We start from the raw sequence: 19,111 nt of genomic DNA on the forward strand, positions 1-19,111 counted from the left end.
ATGGAACGAGTCAGTATCACCGAGCGCCCGGACTGGCGCGAAAAAGCGACCGAATACGGTTTTAACTTCCACACCATGTATGGCGAGCCGTACTGGTGTGAAGACGCTTACTACAAACTGACGCTCGCCCAGGTGGAAAAACTGGAGGCGGTGACGGCAGAGCTCCATCAGATGTGCCTGAAGGTTGTCGAGAAAGTCATCGACAGCGACGAGCTGATGGCTAAATTCCGCATTCCGAAGCACACCTGGGGCTTTGTGCGCCAGTCGTGGAAAACCAGCCAGCCCTCGCTCTATTCTCGCCTTGATCTGGCGTGGGATGGCGTGGGTGAACCTAAGCTTCTGGAAAATAACGCCGATACACCAACTTCTCTGTATGAAGCGGCCTTCTTCCAGTGGATCTGGCTGGAAGACCAGATGAACGCCGGAAACTTGCCGGAAGAGAGCGACCAGTTCAATAGCCTGCAGGAAAAGTTGATTGAGCGTTTCGCCGAGCTGCGTGAACAGCACGGTTTCAACCTGCTGCATCTCGCCTGCTGCCGTGACACGGAAGAAGATCGTGGAACGGTTCAGTATCTGCAGGATTGTGCTGCCGAAGCGGAAGTCGCCACCGAGTTTCTCTATATAGAGGATATCGGTCTGGGCGAGAAAGGTCAGTTTACTGACCTGCAGGATCAGGTGATCAGTAACCTGTTCAAGCTCTACCCTTGGGAATATATGCTGCGTGAGATGTTCTCCACCAAGCTGGAAGACGCTGGCGTGCGCTGGCTGGAACCGGCATGGAAGAGCATCATCTCCAACAAAGCCCTGCTGCCGATGCTGTGGGAAATGTTCCCGAACCACCCGAACCTGCTGCCGGCATACTTTGCGGAAGATGATTACCCGCAAATGGAAAAATATGTCGTGAAGCCAATCTTCTCCCGCGAGGGGGCAAACGTCTCCATTATCGAAAACGGTAAAACGCTGGAAGCGGTTGAAGGGCCTTACGGCGAAGAAGGAATGATCGTCCAGGCGTTTTATCAGCTGCCGAAATTTGGCGACAGCTATACGCTGATTGGCAGCTGGCTTATCAACGATCAGCCAGCCGGGATTGGCATCCGCGAAGATCGCGCGCTGATCACGCAGGATCTGTCACGGTTCTATCCGCACATCTTCGTCGAATAAGGCTTGCCCGGTGGCGCTACGCTTACCGGGCCTACACGCGAGATGTAGGCCGGGTAAGGAGAAGCCGCCACCCGGCATGTTTTTTACCCCACCTGCACCGACAGCATACTCAAACTCCCCATCTCAATACCGTCGACCGGGATTGTCACCGGTTCCTGACCATCCCACGCGCCAAGAACGTACAGCAGCGGCAGGAAGTGTTCCGGCGTTGGGTTAGAGAGCGAACCGCCTTCGTGATCCAGATAGTTCACCAGCGGATGCTGCTCAACCGGGCCTTGCCAGGTCAGATTGTCTTTGACGTAATCGTTAAAGGACGTTGCCCATGGGTAAGGCGTATTTTCTCCGTGCCAGCGCGCCGTGCGCAGGTTGTGTACCACGTTACCGCTTGCCACCAGCATAATGCCTTCATCACGAAGCGTAGCCAGCTTGCGGCCCATCTCCATGTGCCAGGCTGCCGGTTTAGTACTGTCGATACTCAACTGCACCATCGGGATGTCAGCGTCCGGGTACATTTTTATCAGCACGCCCCATGAGCCGTGGTCAAAGCCCCAGGCCTCTTTATCCAGCGCGACCGGGACAGGTGCCAGCAAATCCACCAGCTTCTGTGCCAGTTCGGGCGAGCCGGGGGCCGGATAATGCGTGTCGTACAACGCCTGCGGGAAACCGCCAAAATCATGGATTGTTTTTGGCGCCTCCATGGCAGTTACGCCAGTGCCACGAGTGAACCAGTGTGCAGACACCACCACAATCGCCTTCGGACGCGGCAACGTCTCACCCAGGTGACGCCATGTGCGGGTGTAGACATTGTCTTCCAGAACGTTCATTGGGCTACCGTGGCCTAAAAACAGTGCTGGCATACGTGAAGAAGTCATGGTGATATCCTTACAGAAGGTGTCAATTTGATGGTGCTACATTACGCTTAACACGATGAAGATGAACGCAGATAAGCGTGAAGATCATCATCAGGAAATTTGAATGTAAGGAATATGTAAAACAGAGGTTCCCCTCTCGCTTTGGCCAACGTGAATTATTAGTATTAATGAGAATCATTATCACAAGGAGCATTGCATGTCCGTCCCCTTGATCCTGACCATCCTGGCGGGTGCCGCCACCTTTATCGGTGCGATCCTCGGTGTGCTTGGTCAAAAGCCGTCTAACCGCGTGCTGGCCTTTTCACTGGGATTTGCTGCCGGCATTATGCTGCTCATCTCTCTGATGGAGATGCTGCCTGCCGCACTGGGCACAGAAGGCATGTCTCCGGTACTGGGTTATGGCATGTTTGTTTTTGGTCTGCTGGGCTATTTTGCCCTCGATCGCATGTTGCCCCATGCACATCCGCAGGATTTGATGCAAAAAAGCGTCGCGCCGGTGCCGCAAAAGATTAAACGTACTGCCATCCTCCTGACGCTCGGCATCAGCCTGCACAACTTCCCGGAGGGTGTCGCGACCTATGTCACCGCCAGCAGCAATCTGGAGATGGGTCTGGGTATCGCCCTGGCGGTGGCCTTACACAATATTCCTGAAGGGCTGGCCGTTGCCGGGCCGGTTTATGCCGCCACGGGATCAAAACGCACCGCCGTGTTCTGGGCCGGGATATCGGGAATGGCAGAAATTCTCGGGGGCGTACTGGCGTGGCTGATACTGGGAAGCCTGGTTTCACCGGTGGTGATGGCCGCCATTATGGCCGCGGTTGCGGGGATTATGGTGGCGCTGTCGGTTGATGAACTGATGCCGCTGGCGAAAGAGATCGATCCTAACAACAATCCGAGTTATGGGGTGTTGTGCGGAATGTCTGTAATGGGATTAAGCCTGGTGTTGTTACAAACGGCAGGTATTGGTTAAAAAACGCCGAGATGTCCATAATGCTGGTCACTTAAGGTGATCAGCATTTTTTGCCGGATATTTCTGGGCTTTTACTCTCACTTCCGGGGGAGTGCTGGCCACAGTTTCCGGGCCTTTGTACTGGTTTTCATTTCAACAATCTCGTCGCCGCGTTCCGTCCCAGCTGACACACAACTTCATATTTTGTTTTTTTCAGTGGCAGCAGCCAGTGCCGTTTTTCTTCGGACATCTGCCAGTGATGAAGCAGTCCCGGGGAGTAAAATCCTTTATAGAATAAATTGATACTCTCATCCGGCGTTCTCTCTGCCAGCTGCGCTGCCAGTCACATTTCGCTGACGTTCTCGCTGTCAAAGGCGCTAGCGTTGATCAGATGACTGCTCAGCTCCATCAGACAAACTATCCTGACCTGTGGATAATCGCCGATACCATTTCGCCCGGCGGGTCTGCTGAAGGCCGCACTGTTTTCCGGCGTGTCTGCCGTACGCCAGACAACACCGTCCACGGCAAACAGATTCAGTCCGTACCATTTCGGATGGGCTGCCTGCTGGTTCCAGTGCCGCTGCGTAATGTCGGACAGCTCCCGCACAGCATCTTCCCCCAGCGTTTTTCGGTGCTGAATGACTGAGCTGCGGGCGATGAAAGGCTCACCGCTCCTGTCAGTGATATCCATCAGATTCACTATCTCGGTCATGGAACGATTTACAGAAAATGGACATGCCAACGACCAGCCAAATCATGGATTCAAGAGGAAGTTTGCTTTTGCGGAGTGTGACAGTAGCCGTCAACGTTAACGCTTTCTGAATAAATTCAGTCGGAATGAGGTCCGAGAGGCTACGGGCGTGCTCAAGAGAGGTAACGTTGATAATGCCGAGGGCTTGTGAAAGTCCATTAAAAAAGGGTCCATGATGAACATGAACCCTTTTTACACCAGCCAGCGGATCGGTCAACCGATCCTTAAACGATCGGCATTAGGGATGTCCCGACGTTTTATCATTAGCTGGCTTTACGCTCGTGCGCCTGACGGTACTCGATCAGATCTTCAATTGTCACCACCGGCATGTTGTGCAGGCGTGCAAAGGTAATGCACTCTGGTGCTCGCGCCATGGTGCCGTCATCGTTGGTCAGTTCACACAGTACGCCTGCAGGTTTGAAGCCTGCCAGCGTCACCAGATCGATGGTCGCTTCAGTGTGGCCACCACGGGTCAGCACACCGCCCGCCTGCGCACGCAGCGGGAAGACGTGGCCAGGACGGTGCAGGTCGGATGGCTTGGCGTCATCGGCAATTGCTGCACGGACAGTAGTCAGACGGTCAGCCGCGGAGACACCGGTAGTCACACCATGCGCGGCTTCGATGGTCACGGTAAAGCCGGTACCAAAGGCGCTGGTGTTGTTTTCGACCATCATCGGCAGCTCGAGCTGCTTACGGCGGTCTTCGGTAATACACAGGCATACGATGCCGCTGCCGTGACGGATGGTCAGTGCCATCTGCTCAACGGTCATGTTTTCGGCGGCGAAAATCATGTCGCCTTCGTTTTCACGGTTTTCATCGTCAAGCACCATCACGCCGCGGCCTTCGCGCAGGGCATCCAGTGCATGTTCAACACGTTGAGTTGAAGTGCCAAAAGAGGAAAGTAGCGTCTGATTCATGGTAAAAAAACCTCATTAACATTATGGTTACCAGAATCAGGGCAGTCTTAGGAGCGCCGTATAAGCGGCAAAAAGATAACGTGAGCGGGCCCATGCCCGACTGGATCGTTACTCTCTCCCATCCGGACTTTAACCGTCGGCCCCGGAATTACACCGGATCTGCTGACCTTTGAGAGTTCACCCAAAGCGCTCGCGGGCTTTCAGCATGACGCTGATTTACCGCCGGTGGGGAATTTCGCCCCGCCCTGAGAATAAGCGAGATAACTATAACGCTATTGATTAACCTGGGCAATGCATAAGCTTCAAACAAATCTGCTTTATCCTGGAGCATGACGCGCTACAATGTTCATCAACACCGTCTTATCAAGGGAAGCCACTATGATTGACCCGAAGAAAATTGAGCAAATTGCGCGTCAGGTTCATGAGTCCATGCCAAAAGGCATTCGTGAATTTGGTGATGACGTTGAGAAGAAAATCCGCCAGACGCTGCAGGCGCAGTTAGTTCGCCTTGATTTAGTGAGCCGCGAAGAGTTTGACGTGCAGACACAGGTTCTGCTGCGCACCCGTGAAAAGCTGGCGCTGCTGGAACAGCGTCTTACCGAGCTGGAAAACCGCAATACCCCGGAAGAAGTGAAGCCGGCACCAGCGATACCGCCGGTGGATGACCAAGCCTAAGTGCGGCCTGATGCCCTCACCCCAGCCCTCTCCCACGGGGAGAGGGTGAAATAACGGGCCAACTGGCCCGTTTTTTACTGACTGTCTTTCTGGATTTTTTTGATGATGTTGGTGGTTGAACACCCGTCCTCAAAGTTGAGCACCATCACTTCACCGCCGTTGGCCCAGACCTCTTCGCTGCCCGCGATTTGCTCCGGTTTGTAATCGCCGCCTTTTACCAGCAGGTCAGGCAGAATGCCAGCAATCAGGCGCTGAGGCGTGTCTTCTTCAAACGGCACAACCCAGTCCACCGCTTCCAGCGCGCCGAGCACAATCATACGCTGCTCCAGCGGATTCACCGGACGCGTTTCGCCCTTCAGACGTTTGGTCGAGGCATCGCTGTTCACCGCCACAATCAGACGATCGCCCAGCTTGCGCGCATTCGCCAGATAAGAGACATGGCCCGCGTGCAGAATGTCGAATACGCCGTTGGTCATCACCACTTTCTCACCGCGTTTACGCGCGGCGGCAACGGCCACTTTCAGCTCTTCTTCCGTCATGACGCCAAAACCAGTATCGGCGCGGCCGCGCACGGCGTTTTCCAGTTCGATTGGCGAAACGGTAGAGGTCCCGAGTTTACCGACAACCACGCCCGCCGCGGCGTTCGCGAAGTAGCACGCTTCTTCGAGGGAGTTACCCGCCGCCAGCGTTGCCGCCAGCACGCCAATCACCGTATCACCGGCACCCGTCACGTCATACACTTCCTGCGCCTGGGTTGGCATATGCAGCGGCGCCTTGCCCGGCTGCAGCAGCGTCATTCCCTGCTCGGAGCGGGTCACCAGCAGTGCAGACAGCTCGAAGTCAGCGATGATCTTCATGCCGCGCTCGACGATCTCCGCTTCCGACTTGCACTTACCCGCCACCGCTTCAAACTCAGAGAGATTTGGCGTCAGCAGCGTTGCGCCGCGATAGCGCTCAAAGTCGGTGCCTTTCGGATCGATCAGTACCGGCACATTGGCTTTACGCGCCAGCTGGATCATCTGTTGTACGCTTGCCAGTGCCCCTTTGGCGTAATCAGACAGTACCAGCGCGCCGATATTGCCCAGCGCCTGATTAATGCGCTCGTGCAGCGGCTCAGGATCCACACCCTCAAACCCTTCTTCAAAGTCGAGGCGGATCAGCTGCTGGTTACGCGACAACACGCGCAGCTTGGTAATGGTCGGGTGCGTCGGAACAGAAACGAAATCGCACTTCACGTTCACGTCCGCCAGCGACTTGCTCAGCGCGCGCGCCGCATCGTCGATACCGGTGAGGCCCACCAGACGCGAATGCGCGCCCAGAGAAGCAATGTTCATCGCCACGTTTGCCGCGCCGCCAGGACGCTCTTCAATGGTATCGACCTTAACGACCGGTACCGGTGCTTCCGGGGAGATACGGCTGGTCGGCCCATACCAGTAGCGATCAAGCATTACATCGCCGACAACCATAACTCCAGCACGTTCAAACTCTGGCAGTGTTACTTTCATTCCTGACTCCAGAAAGATTCACAATTTGCGCGCGATGATATCACACTTGTTTTGTTACGCACGGTTCCACCAGCCACTTCTGCCAGCTCGCTTTCACCTGGTCGCGTTCACGGGTAAAGCAGTCGAGCGCCACGTGGCCCGGCTGTTCCTGCAAGGCGAGGTGGTGCAACTCATCGCGCAGCGTGGTGTAGGCGCGGGTTAAAGCCTGCGCCTCCTGCTCATCCATGATGTCGTTTTGCGCAAGCAGCTCCAGAATGCGCACATTATCCGACCAGCGGGTCAGCTTCGGCTTGTCATGCGCGTGCAGGAGCACCAGATACTGGGTAATAAACTCAATGTCGGTAATGCCACCCTCATCGGCTTTAATATCAAACCGATCGCGGTGTTTATTGCCCAGATGCGCGCGCATCTTTTCACGCATTTCGCGCACTTCGGTCTGCAACTTACTGCCTTCACGCGGGGTGGTCATCACCGCTTTACGAATGGCATCAAACTGCGTTTTTAACTGCGGATCGCCATACACCACACGGGCGCGCACCAGCGCCTGATGCTCCCACGTCCAGGCTTCGTTTTTCTGATAATCGGCGAAGGATTCCGTTGAGGTCACCAGCATACCAGCCGCGCCGGACGGGCGCAGACGGGCATCCACTTCGTACAGAATCCCCGATGACGTGCGGGTGCTGAACAGGTGCATAATGCGCTGGGCCAGACGCAGATAGAACTGGCGCCCGTCAATTTCACGCTCGCCGTCGGTCATCACGTCTGCCGGGCAGTCGTGCAGGAAGATTAAATCCAGATCGGAGCTGTATCCCAGCTCCCACCCGCCGAGCTTACCGTAGCCCACCACGGCAAAACCGCGGCCTTCTCGTTCACCAAGATGCTTCGGCTGGCCGTAACGCGCCACCATCTGGATCCACGCCTGATGCACCACCGCATCGATGATCGCTTCCGCCAGCCAGGTTAAGTGATCGCTCACTTTCATCACCGGCAGCGTTTCGGCAATATCTGCCGCCGCGACGCGCAGCATCTGGGCCTGTTTGAACTGGCGCAGCGCCTCCAGCTGCTGCTCTTCATCTTCTTCCGGCACGCGCAGCAGATACTGGCGCAGCTCATCGCGGTAGGCATCGGTCGCCGTCGGCTGATAGAGGGTATTGGGATCGAGCAGTTCATCCAGCAGCAGCGGGTAACGCGCCAGCTTGTTGGCCACCATCGGTGACGCCGCGCAGAGCGTAATCAGGTGCTTCAGCGCCCCCGGGAATTCGCTCAGCAGTTCAAGATAGGTGGTACGCGTAATAATGCCGCTCAGCAGCGGCATCATGCGGGAAAGCGGCACCGGGGCGTCGGCACGGGAACAGACATCGCTCAGCAGGTGCGGCATCAGGTGATCCAGCACCTGGCGACCACGCGGACCAATGGCGCGCTTGTTGAGTTCGAGGCGGAAATCGGCAATCAGCGCCACCACCCGATGGCGATCATCGTCGCTCAGGTGCGCCAGCACGGGCGTGGTGTCATCTTCCTGCAGGGCATCCTGCCACAGTTCACGCCAGTGTTCAGAGAGCGTATCGTCCTGCGATTCGCTTTCATCATCGCCAATCAGCTCGTTAAAGATACGGCGCACGCCTGCCATATGCGCCTCCAGCCGTTCGGTCAATGCGGCCCAGTCGTCCACGCGCATGCCCCACGCCAGACGCGCCCGGTTCAGGTCATCCCCCGGCAGGGTCTGGGTTTGCTCGTCATTGATGCTTTGCAGCAGGTTTTCCAGACGACGCAGGAACAGGTATGCCTCACGCAGGGTTTGCGCGTCCCCCTCTGGCAGAAGATGGAGTTGCTCAATCGCCGACAGCGTCGGAAGCAACGAGCGGGATTGCAGCGACGGCTCGCGACCACCGCGGATAAGCTGGAAGACCTGGACAATAAACTCGATTTCACGAATGCCACCCGCGCCGAGCTTAATGTTATCTTTCAGCCCACGACGGCGTACCTCACGGGCGATCATCCCTTTCATGTTACGCAGGGACTGGATCACGCTGAAGTCGATGTAGCGACGGAACACAAACGGGCGCAGCATGGCGCGTAGCTCGTTGGCGTAAGCGTCGTCGCTGTCACCCATGATCCGCGCTTTGACCATCGCGTAACGCTCCCAGTCGCGCCCCTGCTCCTGGTAGTAATCTTCCAGCGCCGCAAAGCTCAGCACCAGCGGGCCGCTGTCGCCAAACGGACGCAGACGCATATCCACGCGATAGACAAAACCGTCCTGCGTCGGCTGATCCAGCGCCTTGATCAGACGCTGGCCAAGACGGGTGAAGAACTGGGCATTGTCCAGTTCACGACGGCCTCCGCGCGTGGAGCCGTTCTCCGGCCAGGCAAAAATCAGGTCGATATCGGAGGAGAAGTTCAGCTCGCAGCCGCCCAGCTTGCCCATCCCCAGAATCAACAGCGGCTGAGGAACCCCTTCCTCGCTGCACGGCGTGCCCCACTCTTTACAGCAGGCGGCGTAGAGCCAGTCTCGCGCGGCGACGATCAACGTCTGCGCCAGCTCGCTCAACTGCTGGAGCGTGCTCTCTTCGCTGACCAGCTCAAGCGACTGCGCCCAGGCAATGCGCACCATCACCCGGCGGCGAAACTGGCGCAAAACGCGCATCAGCGTGGCTTCATCCGCCACCTCAGCCAGCGCGCTTTGCAGCCAGCCTGCATAATGCCGCCACTCGTCAGCCTGCGGCGGGGCGTTTTCAAGCTCCACCAGCCAGTCCGGGTTAGCAGTAATACTTTCCTGCACAAAATCACTGAACGTGAGCACGCACTTTGCCTGCTCGCTTAACCATGACGCCGGTAATGACTCAGGCAGACGTTCGCAAACGGTCTGCCACTGCTGCTGTAACTGCGAAGAAAGCGGCATTATAGGGGTTCCTTGCCAGAGTTAACGTTTTCCGCTGTGCAGCCAGAATGGCTCCTGCGAAATGGCCTCGTTGCGGAAATGCTCAATCTCAATATGCTGACGGGTTTCGATGGCATGTTTCAGCCCCTGCCAGTTTTCCAGCCACGCCTGCGTTTTGACGTCATCATAGGCACCCGACAGCAGTAGCATGCAGTCGATGTTGCGCGTCAGACGGATCAGCTGGTCGCCGTACTGGTCACCCAGCGGATAAGCAAAGGTGGTTTTCAGCTCTGCGGCATGGCGGGAGAGGTGGATATCCGCGAAACGTTTAAAGTTTTCTGCGATTTTTGTCTGGGCTTTCGCGTCCAGGAAAGTGCGCCAGCCGCGCGTCACCAGAAACTCGGTCAGCGCCAGTTTGGCGGCCGCGGTTTGCGGGCTGTAGATCGCCGTTTGCGCAGACACATCAGAGAGCATCAGCGTTTCAGTTTGCGTCAGCAGATCGCGTAAGTGAGCACTTGCTTTGCGAGGCACGATGCCGCCAAACAGCATCAGGGTATGACGAACCAGACCGATAGCAGCCAGGACGTGGGCTTTTGCGTTTTTAACATTACGCACCCAGAGCTCTTCGTGGTACTGCCACTGCGAAAGCGCCAGCTCCAGAGCCGCCTCCATGCCCTGCTCAACGCTGGCTTTTGGGGCTACGCGCAACACAGGGGTCTCTTTCAGCGCCCGTGGCGCATTCCCGGCGGCCAGATGATAGCCGCGGGCGGCTTTGCTGAGGCTGCCCTGACGCAAGCCTGACTGACTCACTAGCTTACGCGCCAGCTTCAGCACATCGTTCGTCTCGCCTTCCAGCAGTTCAAGCTCCAGTTCGCAAATTGGCTCCTGGTATTCCCCCGCTTTCACCTCGCCCAAATCAAGGGCGATTTCAATGCGGCTTTTGCCTTCCGTTACCAGCCATTTCTCGCGCCAGAAATCGGTGCTGAACAGCGGCTGCACCTCTGCTGCCAGGGTGGATGGCAGTTCGCCGTTTGGCCACACTTCTGCCGGAAAACGTTCCAGCTCAAGTTCTGGCTGATTGATGTCGATATTGTATTCGGGGCGCTGATGCAAACCGCCCACAACGCGACCGGCGATTTTCATCGTCATCTCGTAGCGCCCGTTCGCGCCGCGGATGCGCAAGCCCATATCATGACGACGCAGCCAGTTGTCCGGCGTTTCGTAATAGATATTGAGCAGCTGTACGGGTTCATGGTGTTCGCCGGACAGCGTTTGCAGATGCTGGCGGAGCGCGTCAACGCTGTCTTTTTCGACGATAAACTTTAATTCGATCTCTTGTGCCATAGCCTTGTACTTTTGCGTGCGTCACAGACGCGTCGATGAAGGCGAACTTCCTCGCCATTTGTTTGTCAGTACATAGTATTTTGCGCCAAATTGCCACGCAATGAGCAATTTGACGGGCGTAAAAAGTTTGCAGCGGCGGCGATCGGGACACAGATGATTCTGATTGATGACGAATCCTTTGCGTAGAGACACTGATGCCACTACTATCGTTCCACTATTTATGAAAATAACGACTGATATGCTTAAATTACGCCTGATTGGACTTACTTTACTCGCTTTTAGCGCCGCGACTGCGGTCCACGCTGAAGAAAAGCGTTACGTTTCTGACGAACTGAACACCTGGGTACGTAGCGGCCCCGGAGATAATTATCGCCTCGTGGGTACGGTAAATGCCGGCGAGGAAGTCACCCTGTTACAGACCAACACCGAGACCAATTATGGTCAGGTTCGCGACAGTTCCGGCCGTACCTCCTGGATCCCCCTGAAAGAGCTGAGCACCGTGCCAAGCCTGCGCACCCGCGTGCCGGATCTGGAAAACCAGGTGAAAACCCTCACCGACAAGCTGAACAACATTGACGGTACCTGGAACCAGCGCACCGCTGAAATGCAGCAGAAAGTCGCGCAGAGCGACAGCGTGATTAACGGTCTGAAAGAAGAGAACCAGAAACTGAAAAATGAGCTGATTGTGGCGCAGAAGAAGGTGAATGCCGCTAATCTGCAGCTCGATGACAAACAGCGCACCATCATCATGCAGTGGTTTATGTATGGCGGCGGCGTGCTGGGCGTCGGCCTGGTGCTGGGTCTTGTTCTGCCACACCTGATCCCAAGCCGTAAACGTAAAGACCGCTGGATGAACTAATTCGTCTTCTCTGCCAGACTTACGTATTATCTTGCCAAAAGAGAAAACGGGAGTGTAGGGCGTGAAGAGTTATCTGGTCGGTGGTGCGGTACGTGATGCGTTGTTAGGTCTGCCGGTCAAAGATAAAGACTGGGTGGTGGTAGGCGCCACCCCCGAAGAGATGCTAAACGCGGGCTACCAGCAGGTAGGCCGCGATTTTCCCGTGTTCCTCCATCCGCAAAGCCGGGAAGAGTACGCCCTGGCGCGTACGGAGCGTAAATCCGGTTCCGGCTATACTGGCTTCACTTGCTATGCCGCGCCCGACGTCACGCTGGAGCAGGATCTCCTGCGTCGCGATCTCACCATCAACGCGCTGGCGCAGGACGAGAACGGCCAGATCGTTGATGCTTATGGCGGCCAGGACGATCTGCGCAACCGTCTTTTACGTCACATCTCCCCGGCGTTTTCGGAAGATCCGCTCCGGGTGCTGCGCGTGGCGCGCTTTGCCGCACGTTACGCCCATCTCAGTTTCCGTATTGCCGATGAGACGATGGCGCTGATGACCGCCATGACCGAGGCGGGTGAGCTTGAACACCTGACGCCAGAGCGCGTCTGGAAAGAGACGGAGAACGCCCTCACCACCCGCAACCCACAGGTCTTTTTCCAGGTGCTGCGCGACTGCGGCGCCCTGAAGGTGCTGTTCCCGGAGATAGACGCGTTGTTTGGTGTGCCTGCCCCGGCGAAATGGCACCCGGAAATCGACACTGGCGTGCACACCCTGATGACGCTCAGTATGGCGGCCATGCTCAGCCCGGAGGTGGACGTGCGCTTCTCAACGCTGTGCCACGATCTCGGCAAAGGCTTAACGCCAAAAGAATTCTGGCCTCGTCACCACGGGCACGGCCCGGCAGGGGTGAAGCTGGTCGAGGGGCTGTGCCAGCGCCTGCGGGTGCCGAACGAGATCCGCGATCTGGCGAAACTGGTGGCCGAATTCCACGACCTTATCCACACCTTCCCGATCCTGAAACCGGCCACCATCGTTAAGCTGTTCGATAACATCGATGCCTGGCGTAAACCCCAGCGCGTCGAGCAGATCGCGCTCACCAGCGAGGCTGACGTGCGCGGGCGCACCGGGTTCGAAGCGTGCGACTATCCGCAGGGGCGCTTGCTGCGCGCCGCGTGGGAGGTGGCCAAAGCCGTGCCAACCAAAGAGGTCGTCGAAGCAGGATTTAAAGGCCCGGAAATTCGCGAAGAGCTGACGAAACGGCGGATTCAGGCGGTATCAGAGTGGAAGGAAAAGCATTGCCCTCAGCCAAAAGACTGAGGGCAGCAGGTCAGAAGAAGACCACGTAAACCGCAGCCGCGACGATAAAGCGGTAGATCGCGAACGGGATAAACGAGATACGCTTAATCAGTTGCAGGAAGGTTTTAATGGCAATCAGCGCCACGATAAAGGCGGTGATAAAGCCCACGGCGAACATCGGAATATCGCCCGTGGTGAGAAAACCAATGCTTTTGTAGAGGTCCAGCGCGGTGGCGCCCATCATCATCGGCACCGCCAGCAGGAACGAGAACTCAGATGCCGCGTAACGGCTTACACCCATCAGCATCCCGCCGGAAATCGTTGCTCCTGAACGGGAGAAGCCCGGCCACAGCGCCAGACACTGGAAGCAGCCAATGATAAAGGCCTGGCGATACGTCATATCGTCCAGACCTTCTGCGCGCGGCGTTTTTGGCTTCAGCACTTCCGCCGCAATCAGCAGGAAACCACCGACCACCAGCGCGTACATCACGTTAATCGGGTTAAACAGCGATTTGATGGTGTCGTGGAAAACCAGCCCCAGCACCACCGCCGGGATCATCCCGAGCAGGATATGAATCAGCGTCAGGCGGCCCTTGCTCTCTCCTTCACGCTGTGGCAAACGCCCGAAGTGGATGCCGATCAGCCCAAACAGACGACGCCAGAACATCACGACCACAGCCAGAATGGACCCCAACTGAATGACCACCTCGAACGTCTTTGCGGTATCGCCTTCAAAGCCCAGCAGGTGGCCAACAATAATCATATGGCCCGTACTGGAAACCGGCAAAAACTCCGTCAATCCTTCGACCACACCCAGAATTGCCGCCACCAGCAGCGAGTGCATATCGCTCATCTATAAACCCCTAAAAAAATATAAAAAAAACGGTCGCCCCAACAGCTACCGTGAAAGATACAGCTTTAAGACCGATATAACCTAAAATGGTTTAGCTATTATGACGTTAAATCTTTCCTTTCAGATTTGTGCCACGCTCAATGATGACCCCCACATTGGCGGCACGCGCCACCGCACCCGGCTTACTCAGCTTAATGCGCACCCACGGCGAGTTGAATTTGGTCAGCAGTAACTCTGCCACCTCTTCTGCCACGCGCTCCACCAGCGCAAAACGCTGCCCTTCAACGTGGGCGATGACCGTTTCACTGATGTCGGCATAGCTCAGACAGTCATTCACGTCATCACTTTTTGCCGACTTGCGGTTATCCCAGCCCATTTCGATATCGAACACCAGCTTCTGCTCGATGGTCTGTTCCCAGTCGTAAACACCAATAGTGGTGATTACCGAAAGTTGCTCTATAAATACAATATCCATCACGACCTGCCTGCTTTTTGGCTAAACCGGATACCACTTCCGGTGAATTATGCGTATTATCCACAGATGCTGAGAATACAGATACATTTTCAAAACGGAACAGCGTTATGAGTGCAATCGCGCCTGGAATGATTCTCCTCGCCTACCTTTGCGGCTCAATCTCCAGCGCCATTCTGGTCTGCCGCATTGCCGGGTTACCTGACCCGCGCGAAAGTGGCTCCGGGAATCCGGGAGCGACCAATGTACTACGAATTGGCGGCAAGGGAGCAGCCGTAGCGGTTTTGATTTTTGACGTTCTGAAAGGGATGTTACCCGTCTGGGGCGCGTATGCGCTGGGCGTGACTCCGTTCTGGCTGGGGCTTATTGCCATCGCCGCCTGTGTCGGCCACATCTGGCCCGTATTCTTCGGTTTTAAAGGCGGCAAAGGCGTCGCGACGGCCTTTGGTGCCATCGCGCCCATCGGCTGGGATCTCACCGGCGTAATGGCGGGCACCTGGCTGCTGACTATTCTTCTGAGCGGCTATTCGTCGCTGGGCGCCATCGTCAGCGCGCTGATTGCCCCATTCTATGTCTGGTGGTTTAAACCCCAGTTCACCTTCCCGGTGTCGATGCTCTCCTGCCTTATCCTGCTGCGTCATCACGATAATATTCAGCGTCTGTGGCGACGTCAGGAGACGAAAATCTGGGCGCGGTTAAAGCGGAAGAAGAGAGAGACGCGGTAGGGTTTTATTTACTTTTAGTGGAATTGTTCCGTTCACTTTATGACCAACAGAATATGACGTTCCGGAACCCGTGAACGTGATACCCATAAAGCAGAAAAGCCATAGTGAACGGAACCCTTCCACCACAGCCCCAAAATACAGGCCCCCATCCATAAGCGACTCATATGACAGCCTTCATTTCCGCCAGGGCATACTGAAACGTATCTCCCGGGCGCGCGAATGGAAGCACCATGTTAGCAACTCAGGTCACTGATAGTTCGTACAAAGGCTGGCAGGCCTCGCTTGACCTGCGGTTTTGCCACACGCCTGAGAAAACCCTCCTCCATGCCGCGCACCACGTCGGGCCGCTCACGGTACAGCGTCCGTTCTACCCCGAAGGGGAAACCTGCCACCTTTATCTGCTGCACCCGCCGGGCGGTGTGGTGGGCGGTGACAGGCTGGATATTACCGTAAGTCTGGACGCCAATAGCCACGCGCTTATCACCATGCCCGGCGCCAGTAAGTTCTATCGCAGCAGCGGCCCACAGGCCCGCCTTAACCAGCACTTTTATCTCGATGAGGCGTCCACGCTGGAGTGGCTGCCGCAGGACACCATTATCTTTCCCGGCGCCAATGCCGCGCTGCGCTCCGTCTTCCACCTGAAGGCCTCCAGCACGCTGCTTGCGTGGGAGTTGTACTGTCTGGGTCGGCCGGTGATCGGCGAGACCTTCAGCCACGGCACGCTGGAGAGCCGCCTTGAGGTCTGGGTGGATGACGAGCCACGTCTGATTGAGCGTCAGCATCTCAGCGACGGCGATCTTACCCCTGTTGCCGGGCAGCCGTGGCTCGGCACGCTGCTGTTCTATCCGGCCGGAGACACGCACCTCGACACGGCGCGTGAGCTGCTCGCACCACTGAATACCTTTGCCGGGGCGACGCTCACTGACGATCTGCTGTCGGTGCGTTTTCTCTCCCACGACAATCTGATTTGCCAGCGGGTGATGCGCGATATCTGGCAGTCGCTTCGCCCGCTTCTCACCACCAAAACCGCCTGTTCGCCGCGTATCTGGCAGACATAAGAGAAACGTTATGGAACTGACCCCCAGAGAAAAAGACAAGCTGTTGCTGTTCACCGCCGCGCTGGTTGCCGAACGCCGCCTTGCGCGCGGGGTAAAGCTCAATTATCCGGAATCGGTCGCGCTGATCAGTGCCTTCATTATGGAAGGCGCGCGCGATGGCGAAACCGTCGCCTCGCTGATGGAAGCGGGCCGTCACGTCCTGACGCGTGATCAGGTGATGGAAGGCGTACCGGAGATGATCCCGGATATTCAGGTGGAAGCCACCTTCCCGGACGGGTCAAAACTCGTCACCGTGCATAACCCGATCGTGTAAGGAGCGCGTGATGATCCCAGGCGAATACCAGATCCAGTCCGGCAATATTGCCCTCAACGTCGGGCGAGAAACCCGGCTTATCATCGTCGAAAACCACGGCGACCGGCCTATCCAGGTGGGATCGCACTATCACTTTTACGAGGTGAATCCGGCGCTGAAATTTGACCGGGAAGCCACCCGGGGCTTTCGGCTGAATATCCCGGCAGGCACCGCGGTGCGGTTCGAACCCGGCCAGAAGCGCGAAGTGACGCTGGTGAAGGTCACCGGGGCGCAACGCATTTTCGGTTTCCGGGGTGACGTGATGGGAGAAGTGAAAAATGGCTGAGATTTCGCGCCAGGCTTATGCCGATATGTTCGGCCCCACCACCGGCGATAAAGTGCGTTTAGCCGACAGCGAGCTGTGGATCGAAGTCGAAAACGATCTCACCGTCTACGGCGAAGAGGTCAAATTCGGCGGCGGGAAAGTGATCCGCGACGGTATGGGCCAGGGGCAGATGACTGCGGATGACTGCGTGGATCTGGTGCTGACTAACGCGTTGATTGTCGATCACTGGGGGATCGTGAAAGCGGATATCGGCGTAAAGAACGGGCGGATCTTCGCCGTCGGTAAAGCCGGCAACCCGGACATTCAGCCCGGGGTGACGATCCCGATCGGTGCCGCCACGGAAGCGATCGCCGCCGAAGGGAAGATCGTCACCGCTGGCGGGATCGACACTCATATCCACTGGATCTGCCCGCAGCAGGCCGAAGAGGCGCTGGTTTCCGGCGTCACGACGATGATCGGCGGCGGCACAGGTCCCGCGGCAGGGACCAACGCCACCACCTGCACGCCGGGGCCGTGGTATATCGCCCGCATGCTGCAGGCTGCCGATACCCTGCCGGTGAATATCGGCCTGCTGGGCAAAGGCAACGGTTCTAACCCGGATGCCCTGCGCGAGCAGATAGCCGCCGGGGCCATCGGGCTTAAGATCCACGAAGACTGGGGCGCAACGCCTGCAGCCATCAACTGCTCGCTGGAGGTGGCGGAAGAGATGGATATTCAGGTGGCGCTGCACAGCGACACGCTGAACGAATCCGGTTTCGTCGAAGACACGCTGGCGGCCATCGGCGGGCGCACCATCCATACCTTCCACACGGAAGGAGCCGGTGGCGGCCACGCGCCGGATATTATTACCGCCTGTGCGCACCCGAATATTCTGCCCTCCTCCACCAACCCGACCCTGCCCTATACGGTCAATACCATCGATGAACATCTCGATATGCTGATGGTCTGCCACCACCTCGACCCGGATATCGCCGAGGATGTGGCTTTTGCCGAATCGCGTATTCGCCGGGAAACCATCGCCGCGGAAGATGTGCTGCACGATATCGGCGCATTCTCGCTGACCTCCTCTGATTCCCAGGCGATGGGCCGCGTGGGCGAAGTGATTCTCCGCACCTGGCAGGTGGCGCACCGCATGAAGGTGCAGCGCGGCGCACTGCCGGAAGAGACTGGCGATAACGACAACTTTCGCGTGAAGCGCTACATCGCCAAATACACCATTAACCCGGCGCTGACGCACGGTATCGCCCATGAAGTGGGCTCCATCGAAGCGGGCAAGCTGGCGGATTTAGTGGTCTGGTCCCCGGCGTTCTTTGGCGTGAAACCCGCCACCATCGTCAAGGGTGGGATGATCGCCTGCGCTCCGATGGGCGATATCAACGCCTCTATCCCCACGCCGCAACCGGTCCATTATCGTCCGATGTTTGGCGCACTGGGTGCCGCGCGTCACGCCACCCGGCTGACGTTTGTCTCGCAGCCTGCGGACGCGCAGGGGATAGCGCAACAGCTCAACCTGCAGAGCGCCACGGCGGTGGTCAAAGGCTGCCGCACGGTGAAAAAGGCCGACATGATCCACAACGGCCTGCAGCCAAATATCACCGTCGATTCGCAAACCTATGAAGTGCGCGTCGACGGCGAACTGATAACCAGCGAACCGGCTGACGTACTGCCGATGGCGCAACGCTATTTCCTGTTTTGAGGAGTGATGATGATCTATTTAACCCAACGCCTGGACCATGCGCATCCGATTACCGCCAGCGTCACGCTGCCGATTGACGTGCGGGTGAAAAGCCGCGCCCGCGTGGCGCTGAACGACGGGCGCGAAGCCGGGCTCATGCTGCCGCGCGGTTTACTGTTGCGCGGCGGCGACCTGCTCTGTAACGAAGACGGCAGCGAAGTCATCGAAGTGATTGCCGCCCCGGAGTCCGTCTCCGTGGTGCGCTGCGACGATCCGTTCCTCCTCGCCCGCGCCTGCTATCACCTGGGCAACCGCCACGTGCCGCTGCAAATCATGCCCGGCGAGCTGCGCTATCACCACGATCACGTCCTCGACGACATGCTGCGCCAGTTTGGGCTGGCGGTCACCTTCGCCAGTCTGCCGTTTGAACCTGAAGCGGGGGCTTATACCAGCGAGGCCCACAGCCATAGCCACTCTCACGCTCATTCACATTAAGGATT

18 protein-coding genes, 1 pseudogene and 1 riboswitch are annotated in these 19,111 nt (G+C 57.3%); of the genes and pseudogenes, 11 read left to right on the forward strand and 8 right to left on the reverse strand.

Going from position 1 to position 19,111, the window contains the following annotated elements; genetic code table 11:
• Positions 1-1,161 (forward strand): glutathionylspermidine synthase family protein, encoded by a 1,161-nt coding sequence (locus tag AX755_RS03855; protein ID WP_029883040.1) that lies wholly within the window; start codon positions 1-3, stop codon positions 1,159-1,161.
• A gap of 83 nt (positions 1,162-1,244) precedes the next feature.
• Here AX755_RS03855 and ygiD read toward each other — a convergent pair whose 3' ends face one another.
• Positions 1,245-2,033: a 4,5-DOPA dioxygenase extradiol gene (gene ygiD / locus AX755_RS03860; RefSeq protein ID WP_023620513.1), complete on the reverse strand. Its 789-nt coding sequence runs from the start codon at positions 2,031-2,033 to the stop codon at positions 1,245-1,247.
• A 196-nt stretch (positions 2,034-2,229) separates the two neighbouring features.
• Here ygiD and zupT point away from each other — a divergent pair, with 196 nt between their 5' ends.
• Positions 2,230-3,003: a zinc transporter ZupT gene (gene zupT / locus AX755_RS03865; RefSeq protein WP_013098748.1), complete on the forward strand. Its 774-nt coding sequence runs from the start codon at positions 2,230-2,232 to the stop codon at positions 3,001-3,003.
• Positions 3,004-3,083: 80 nt separating this feature from the next.
• Here zupT and AX755_RS25540 read toward each other — a convergent pair.
• Positions 3,084-3,938, reverse strand: a pseudogene (locus tag AX755_RS25540) (IS4 family transposase); the annotation flags it as partial.
• A 58-nt stretch (positions 3,939-3,996) separates the two neighbouring features.
• Complete coding sequence (gene ribB, locus AX755_RS03875; protein WP_008502964.1) at positions 3,997-4,650, reverse strand: 3,4-dihydroxy-2-butanone-4-phosphate synthase; 654 nt, start codon at positions 4,648-4,650, stop codon at positions 3,997-3,999.
• Between the two features lie 106 nt (positions 4,651-4,756).
• A riboswitch (FMN riboswitch) is annotated at positions 4,757-4,907 on the reverse strand.
• A 121-nt stretch (positions 4,908-5,028) separates the two neighbouring features.
• Here ribB and ubiK point away from each other — a divergent pair.
• Positions 5,029-5,325 carry a ubiquinone biosynthesis accessory factor UbiK gene (ubiK, locus tag AX755_RS03880; protein ID WP_013098757.1) on the forward strand — a complete coding sequence of 99 codons (297 nt, stop codon included), beginning with the start codon at positions 5,029-5,031 and terminating at the stop codon, positions 5,323-5,325.
• Between the two features lie 74 nt (positions 5,326-5,399).
• Here the strand turns inward: ubiK and hldE are convergent, their stop codons facing one another.
• From hldE to AX755_RS03895, 3 genes are read right to left on the reverse strand one after another with little or no spacing between them, the layout of a single operon-like run.
• Entirely contained in the window at positions 5,400-6,830 is a 1,431-nt protein-coding gene (gene hldE, locus AX755_RS03885) for a bifunctional D-glycero-beta-D-manno-heptose-7-phosphate kinase/D-glycero-beta-D-manno-heptose 1-phosphate adenylyltransferase HldE (RefSeq protein WP_013098758.1), read from the reverse strand.
• A 40-nt stretch (positions 6,831-6,870) separates the two neighbouring features.
• Positions 6,871-9,729, reverse strand: a complete 2,859-nt coding sequence (glnE, locus tag AX755_RS03890; protein WP_104668923.1) for a bifunctional [glutamate--ammonia ligase]-adenylyl-L-tyrosine phosphorylase/[glutamate--ammonia-ligase] adenylyltransferase — start codon at positions 9,727-9,729, stop codon at positions 6,871-6,873.
• An 18-nt stretch (positions 9,730-9,747) separates the two neighbouring features.
• Positions 9,748-11,049: a CYTH domain-containing protein gene (locus tag AX755_RS03895; protein ID WP_013098760.1), complete on the reverse strand. Its 1,302-nt coding sequence runs from the start codon at positions 11,047-11,049 to the stop codon at positions 9,748-9,750.
• Between the two features lie 238 nt (positions 11,050-11,287).
• On the opposite strand from AX755_RS03895, the gene AX755_RS03900 reads away from it, so the two are divergent.
• Positions 11,288-11,908 carry a TIGR04211 family SH3 domain-containing protein gene (locus tag AX755_RS03900; protein WP_013098761.1) on the forward strand — a complete coding sequence of 207 codons (621 nt, stop codon included), beginning with the start codon at positions 11,288-11,290 and terminating at the stop codon, positions 11,906-11,908.
• A gap of 61 nt (positions 11,909-11,969) precedes the next feature.
• On the forward strand, positions 11,970-13,211 hold the full coding sequence (locus AX755_RS03905) for a multifunctional CCA addition/repair protein (RefSeq protein WP_023620520.1): 1,242 nt from the start codon (positions 11,970-11,972) through the stop codon (positions 13,209-13,211).
• A gap of 10 nt (positions 13,212-13,221) precedes the next feature.
• Here the strand turns inward: AX755_RS03905 and bacA are convergent, their stop codons facing one another.
• A complete protein-coding gene (gene bacA, locus AX755_RS03910) occupies positions 13,222-14,043 on the reverse strand; it encodes an undecaprenyl-diphosphate phosphatase (protein WP_014833310.1) in 822 nt (273 codons plus the stop codon).
• Positions 14,044-14,149: 106 nt separating this feature from the next.
• Positions 14,150-14,518: a bifunctional dihydroneopterin aldolase/7,8-dihydroneopterin epimerase gene (folB, locus tag AX755_RS03915; RefSeq protein ID WP_013098764.1), complete on the reverse strand. Its 369-nt coding sequence runs from the start codon at positions 14,516-14,518 to the stop codon at positions 14,150-14,152.
• A 107-nt stretch (positions 14,519-14,625) separates the two neighbouring features.
• On the opposite strand from folB, the gene plsY reads away from it, so the two are divergent.
• The 6 genes from plsY to ureE all read left to right on the forward strand — a co-directional run bounded on the left by plsY (position 14,626) and on the right by ureE (position 19,106).
• The gene (gene plsY / locus AX755_RS03920) at positions 14,626-15,240 is read left to right on the forward strand and encodes a glycerol-3-phosphate 1-O-acyltransferase PlsY (protein ID WP_013098765.1); all 615 of its coding nucleotides are present in this window, start codon (positions 14,626-14,628) and stop codon (positions 15,238-15,240) included.
• Positions 15,241-15,470: 230 nt separating this feature from the next.
• Positions 15,471-16,298, forward strand: a complete 828-nt coding sequence (locus AX755_RS03925; protein WP_062856328.1) for an urease accessory protein UreD — start codon at positions 15,471-15,473, stop codon at positions 16,296-16,298.
• A gap of 10 nt (positions 16,299-16,308) precedes the next feature.
• Complete coding sequence (locus AX755_RS03930; RefSeq protein ID WP_003862556.1) at positions 16,309-16,611, forward strand: urease subunit gamma; 303 nt, start codon at positions 16,309-16,311, stop codon at positions 16,609-16,611.
• A 10-nt stretch (positions 16,612-16,621) separates the two neighbouring features.
• Positions 16,622-16,936 carry an urease subunit beta gene (locus AX755_RS03935; protein WP_013098767.1) on the forward strand — a complete coding sequence of 105 codons (315 nt, stop codon included), beginning with the start codon at positions 16,622-16,624 and terminating at the stop codon, positions 16,934-16,936.
• On the forward strand, positions 16,929-18,632 hold the full coding sequence (ureC, locus tag AX755_RS03940) for an urease subunit alpha (RefSeq protein ID WP_062856329.1): 1,704 nt from the start codon (positions 16,929-16,931) through the stop codon (positions 18,630-18,632). Before AX755_RS03935 ends, ureC begins: the two co-directional genes overlap by 8 nt.
• A 9-nt stretch (positions 18,633-18,641) precedes the next feature.
• The gene (gene ureE / locus AX755_RS03945; RefSeq protein ID WP_020689459.1) at positions 18,642-19,106 is read left to right on the forward strand and encodes an urease accessory protein UreE; all 465 of its coding nucleotides are present in this window, start codon (positions 18,642-18,644) and stop codon (positions 19,104-19,106) included.
• Positions 19,107-19,111: the final 5 nt, after the last annotated feature.

Source organism: Enterobacter sp. SENG-6, assembly GCF_001605945.1.
Classification (GTDB): Bacteria; Pseudomonadota; Gammaproteobacteria; order Enterobacterales; family Enterobacteriaceae; genus Enterobacter; species Enterobacter cloacae.

Excerpts from the sequence above, each read along its gene's own strand:
- ureE (WP_020689459.1), top strand. The coding sequence starts at position 18,642 with ATGATCTATTTAACCCAACGCCTGGACCATGCGCATCCGATTACCGCC.
- ureC (WP_062856329.1), top strand. The coding sequence starts at position 16,929 with ATGGCTGAGATTTCGCGCCAGGCTTATGCCGATATGTTCGGCCCCACC.
- folB (WP_013098764.1), bottom strand. The coding sequence starts at position 14,518 with ATGGATATTGTATTTATAGAGCAACTTTCGGTAATCACCACTATTGGT.
- ygiD (WP_023620513.1), bottom strand. The coding sequence starts at position 2,033 with ATGACTTCTTCACGTATGCCAGCACTGTTTTTAGGCCACGGTAGCCCA.
- hldE (WP_013098758.1), bottom strand. The coding sequence starts at position 6,830 with ATGAAAGTAACACTGCCAGAGTTTGAACGTGCTGGAGTTATGGTTGTC.
- AX755_RS03930 (WP_003862556.1), top strand. The coding sequence starts at position 16,309 with ATGGAACTGACCCCCAGAGAAAAAGACAAGCTGTTGCTGTTCACCGCC.
- AX755_RS03935 (WP_013098767.1), top strand. The coding sequence starts at position 16,622 with ATGATCCCAGGCGAATACCAGATCCAGTCCGGCAATATTGCCCTCAAC.
- zupT (WP_013098748.1), top strand. The coding sequence starts at position 2,230 with ATGTCCGTCCCCTTGATCCTGACCATCCTGGCGGGTGCCGCCACCTTT.
- AX755_RS03895 (WP_013098760.1), bottom strand. The coding sequence starts at position 11,049 with ATGGCACAAGAGATCGAATTAAAGTTTATCGTCGAAAAAGACAGCGTT.
- AX755_RS03925 (WP_062856328.1), top strand. The coding sequence starts at position 15,471 with ATGTTAGCAACTCAGGTCACTGATAGTTCGTACAAAGGCTGGCAGGCC.
- plsY (WP_013098765.1), top strand. The coding sequence starts at position 14,626 with ATGAGTGCAATCGCGCCTGGAATGATTCTCCTCGCCTACCTTTGCGGC.
- bacA (WP_014833310.1), bottom strand. The coding sequence starts at position 14,043 with ATGAGCGATATGCACTCGCTGCTGGTGGCGGCAATTCTGGGTGTGGTC.
- AX755_RS03855 (WP_029883040.1), top strand. The coding sequence starts at position 1 with ATGGAACGAGTCAGTATCACCGAGCGCCCGGACTGGCGCGAAAAAGCG.
- ribB (WP_008502964.1), bottom strand. The coding sequence starts at position 4,650 with ATGAATCAGACGCTACTTTCCTCTTTTGGCACTTCAACTCAACGTGTT.
- AX755_RS03900 (WP_013098761.1), top strand. The coding sequence starts at position 11,288 with ATGCTTAAATTACGCCTGATTGGACTTACTTTACTCGCTTTTAGCGCC.
- ubiK (WP_013098757.1), top strand. The coding sequence starts at position 5,029 with ATGATTGACCCGAAGAAAATTGAGCAAATTGCGCGTCAGGTTCATGAG.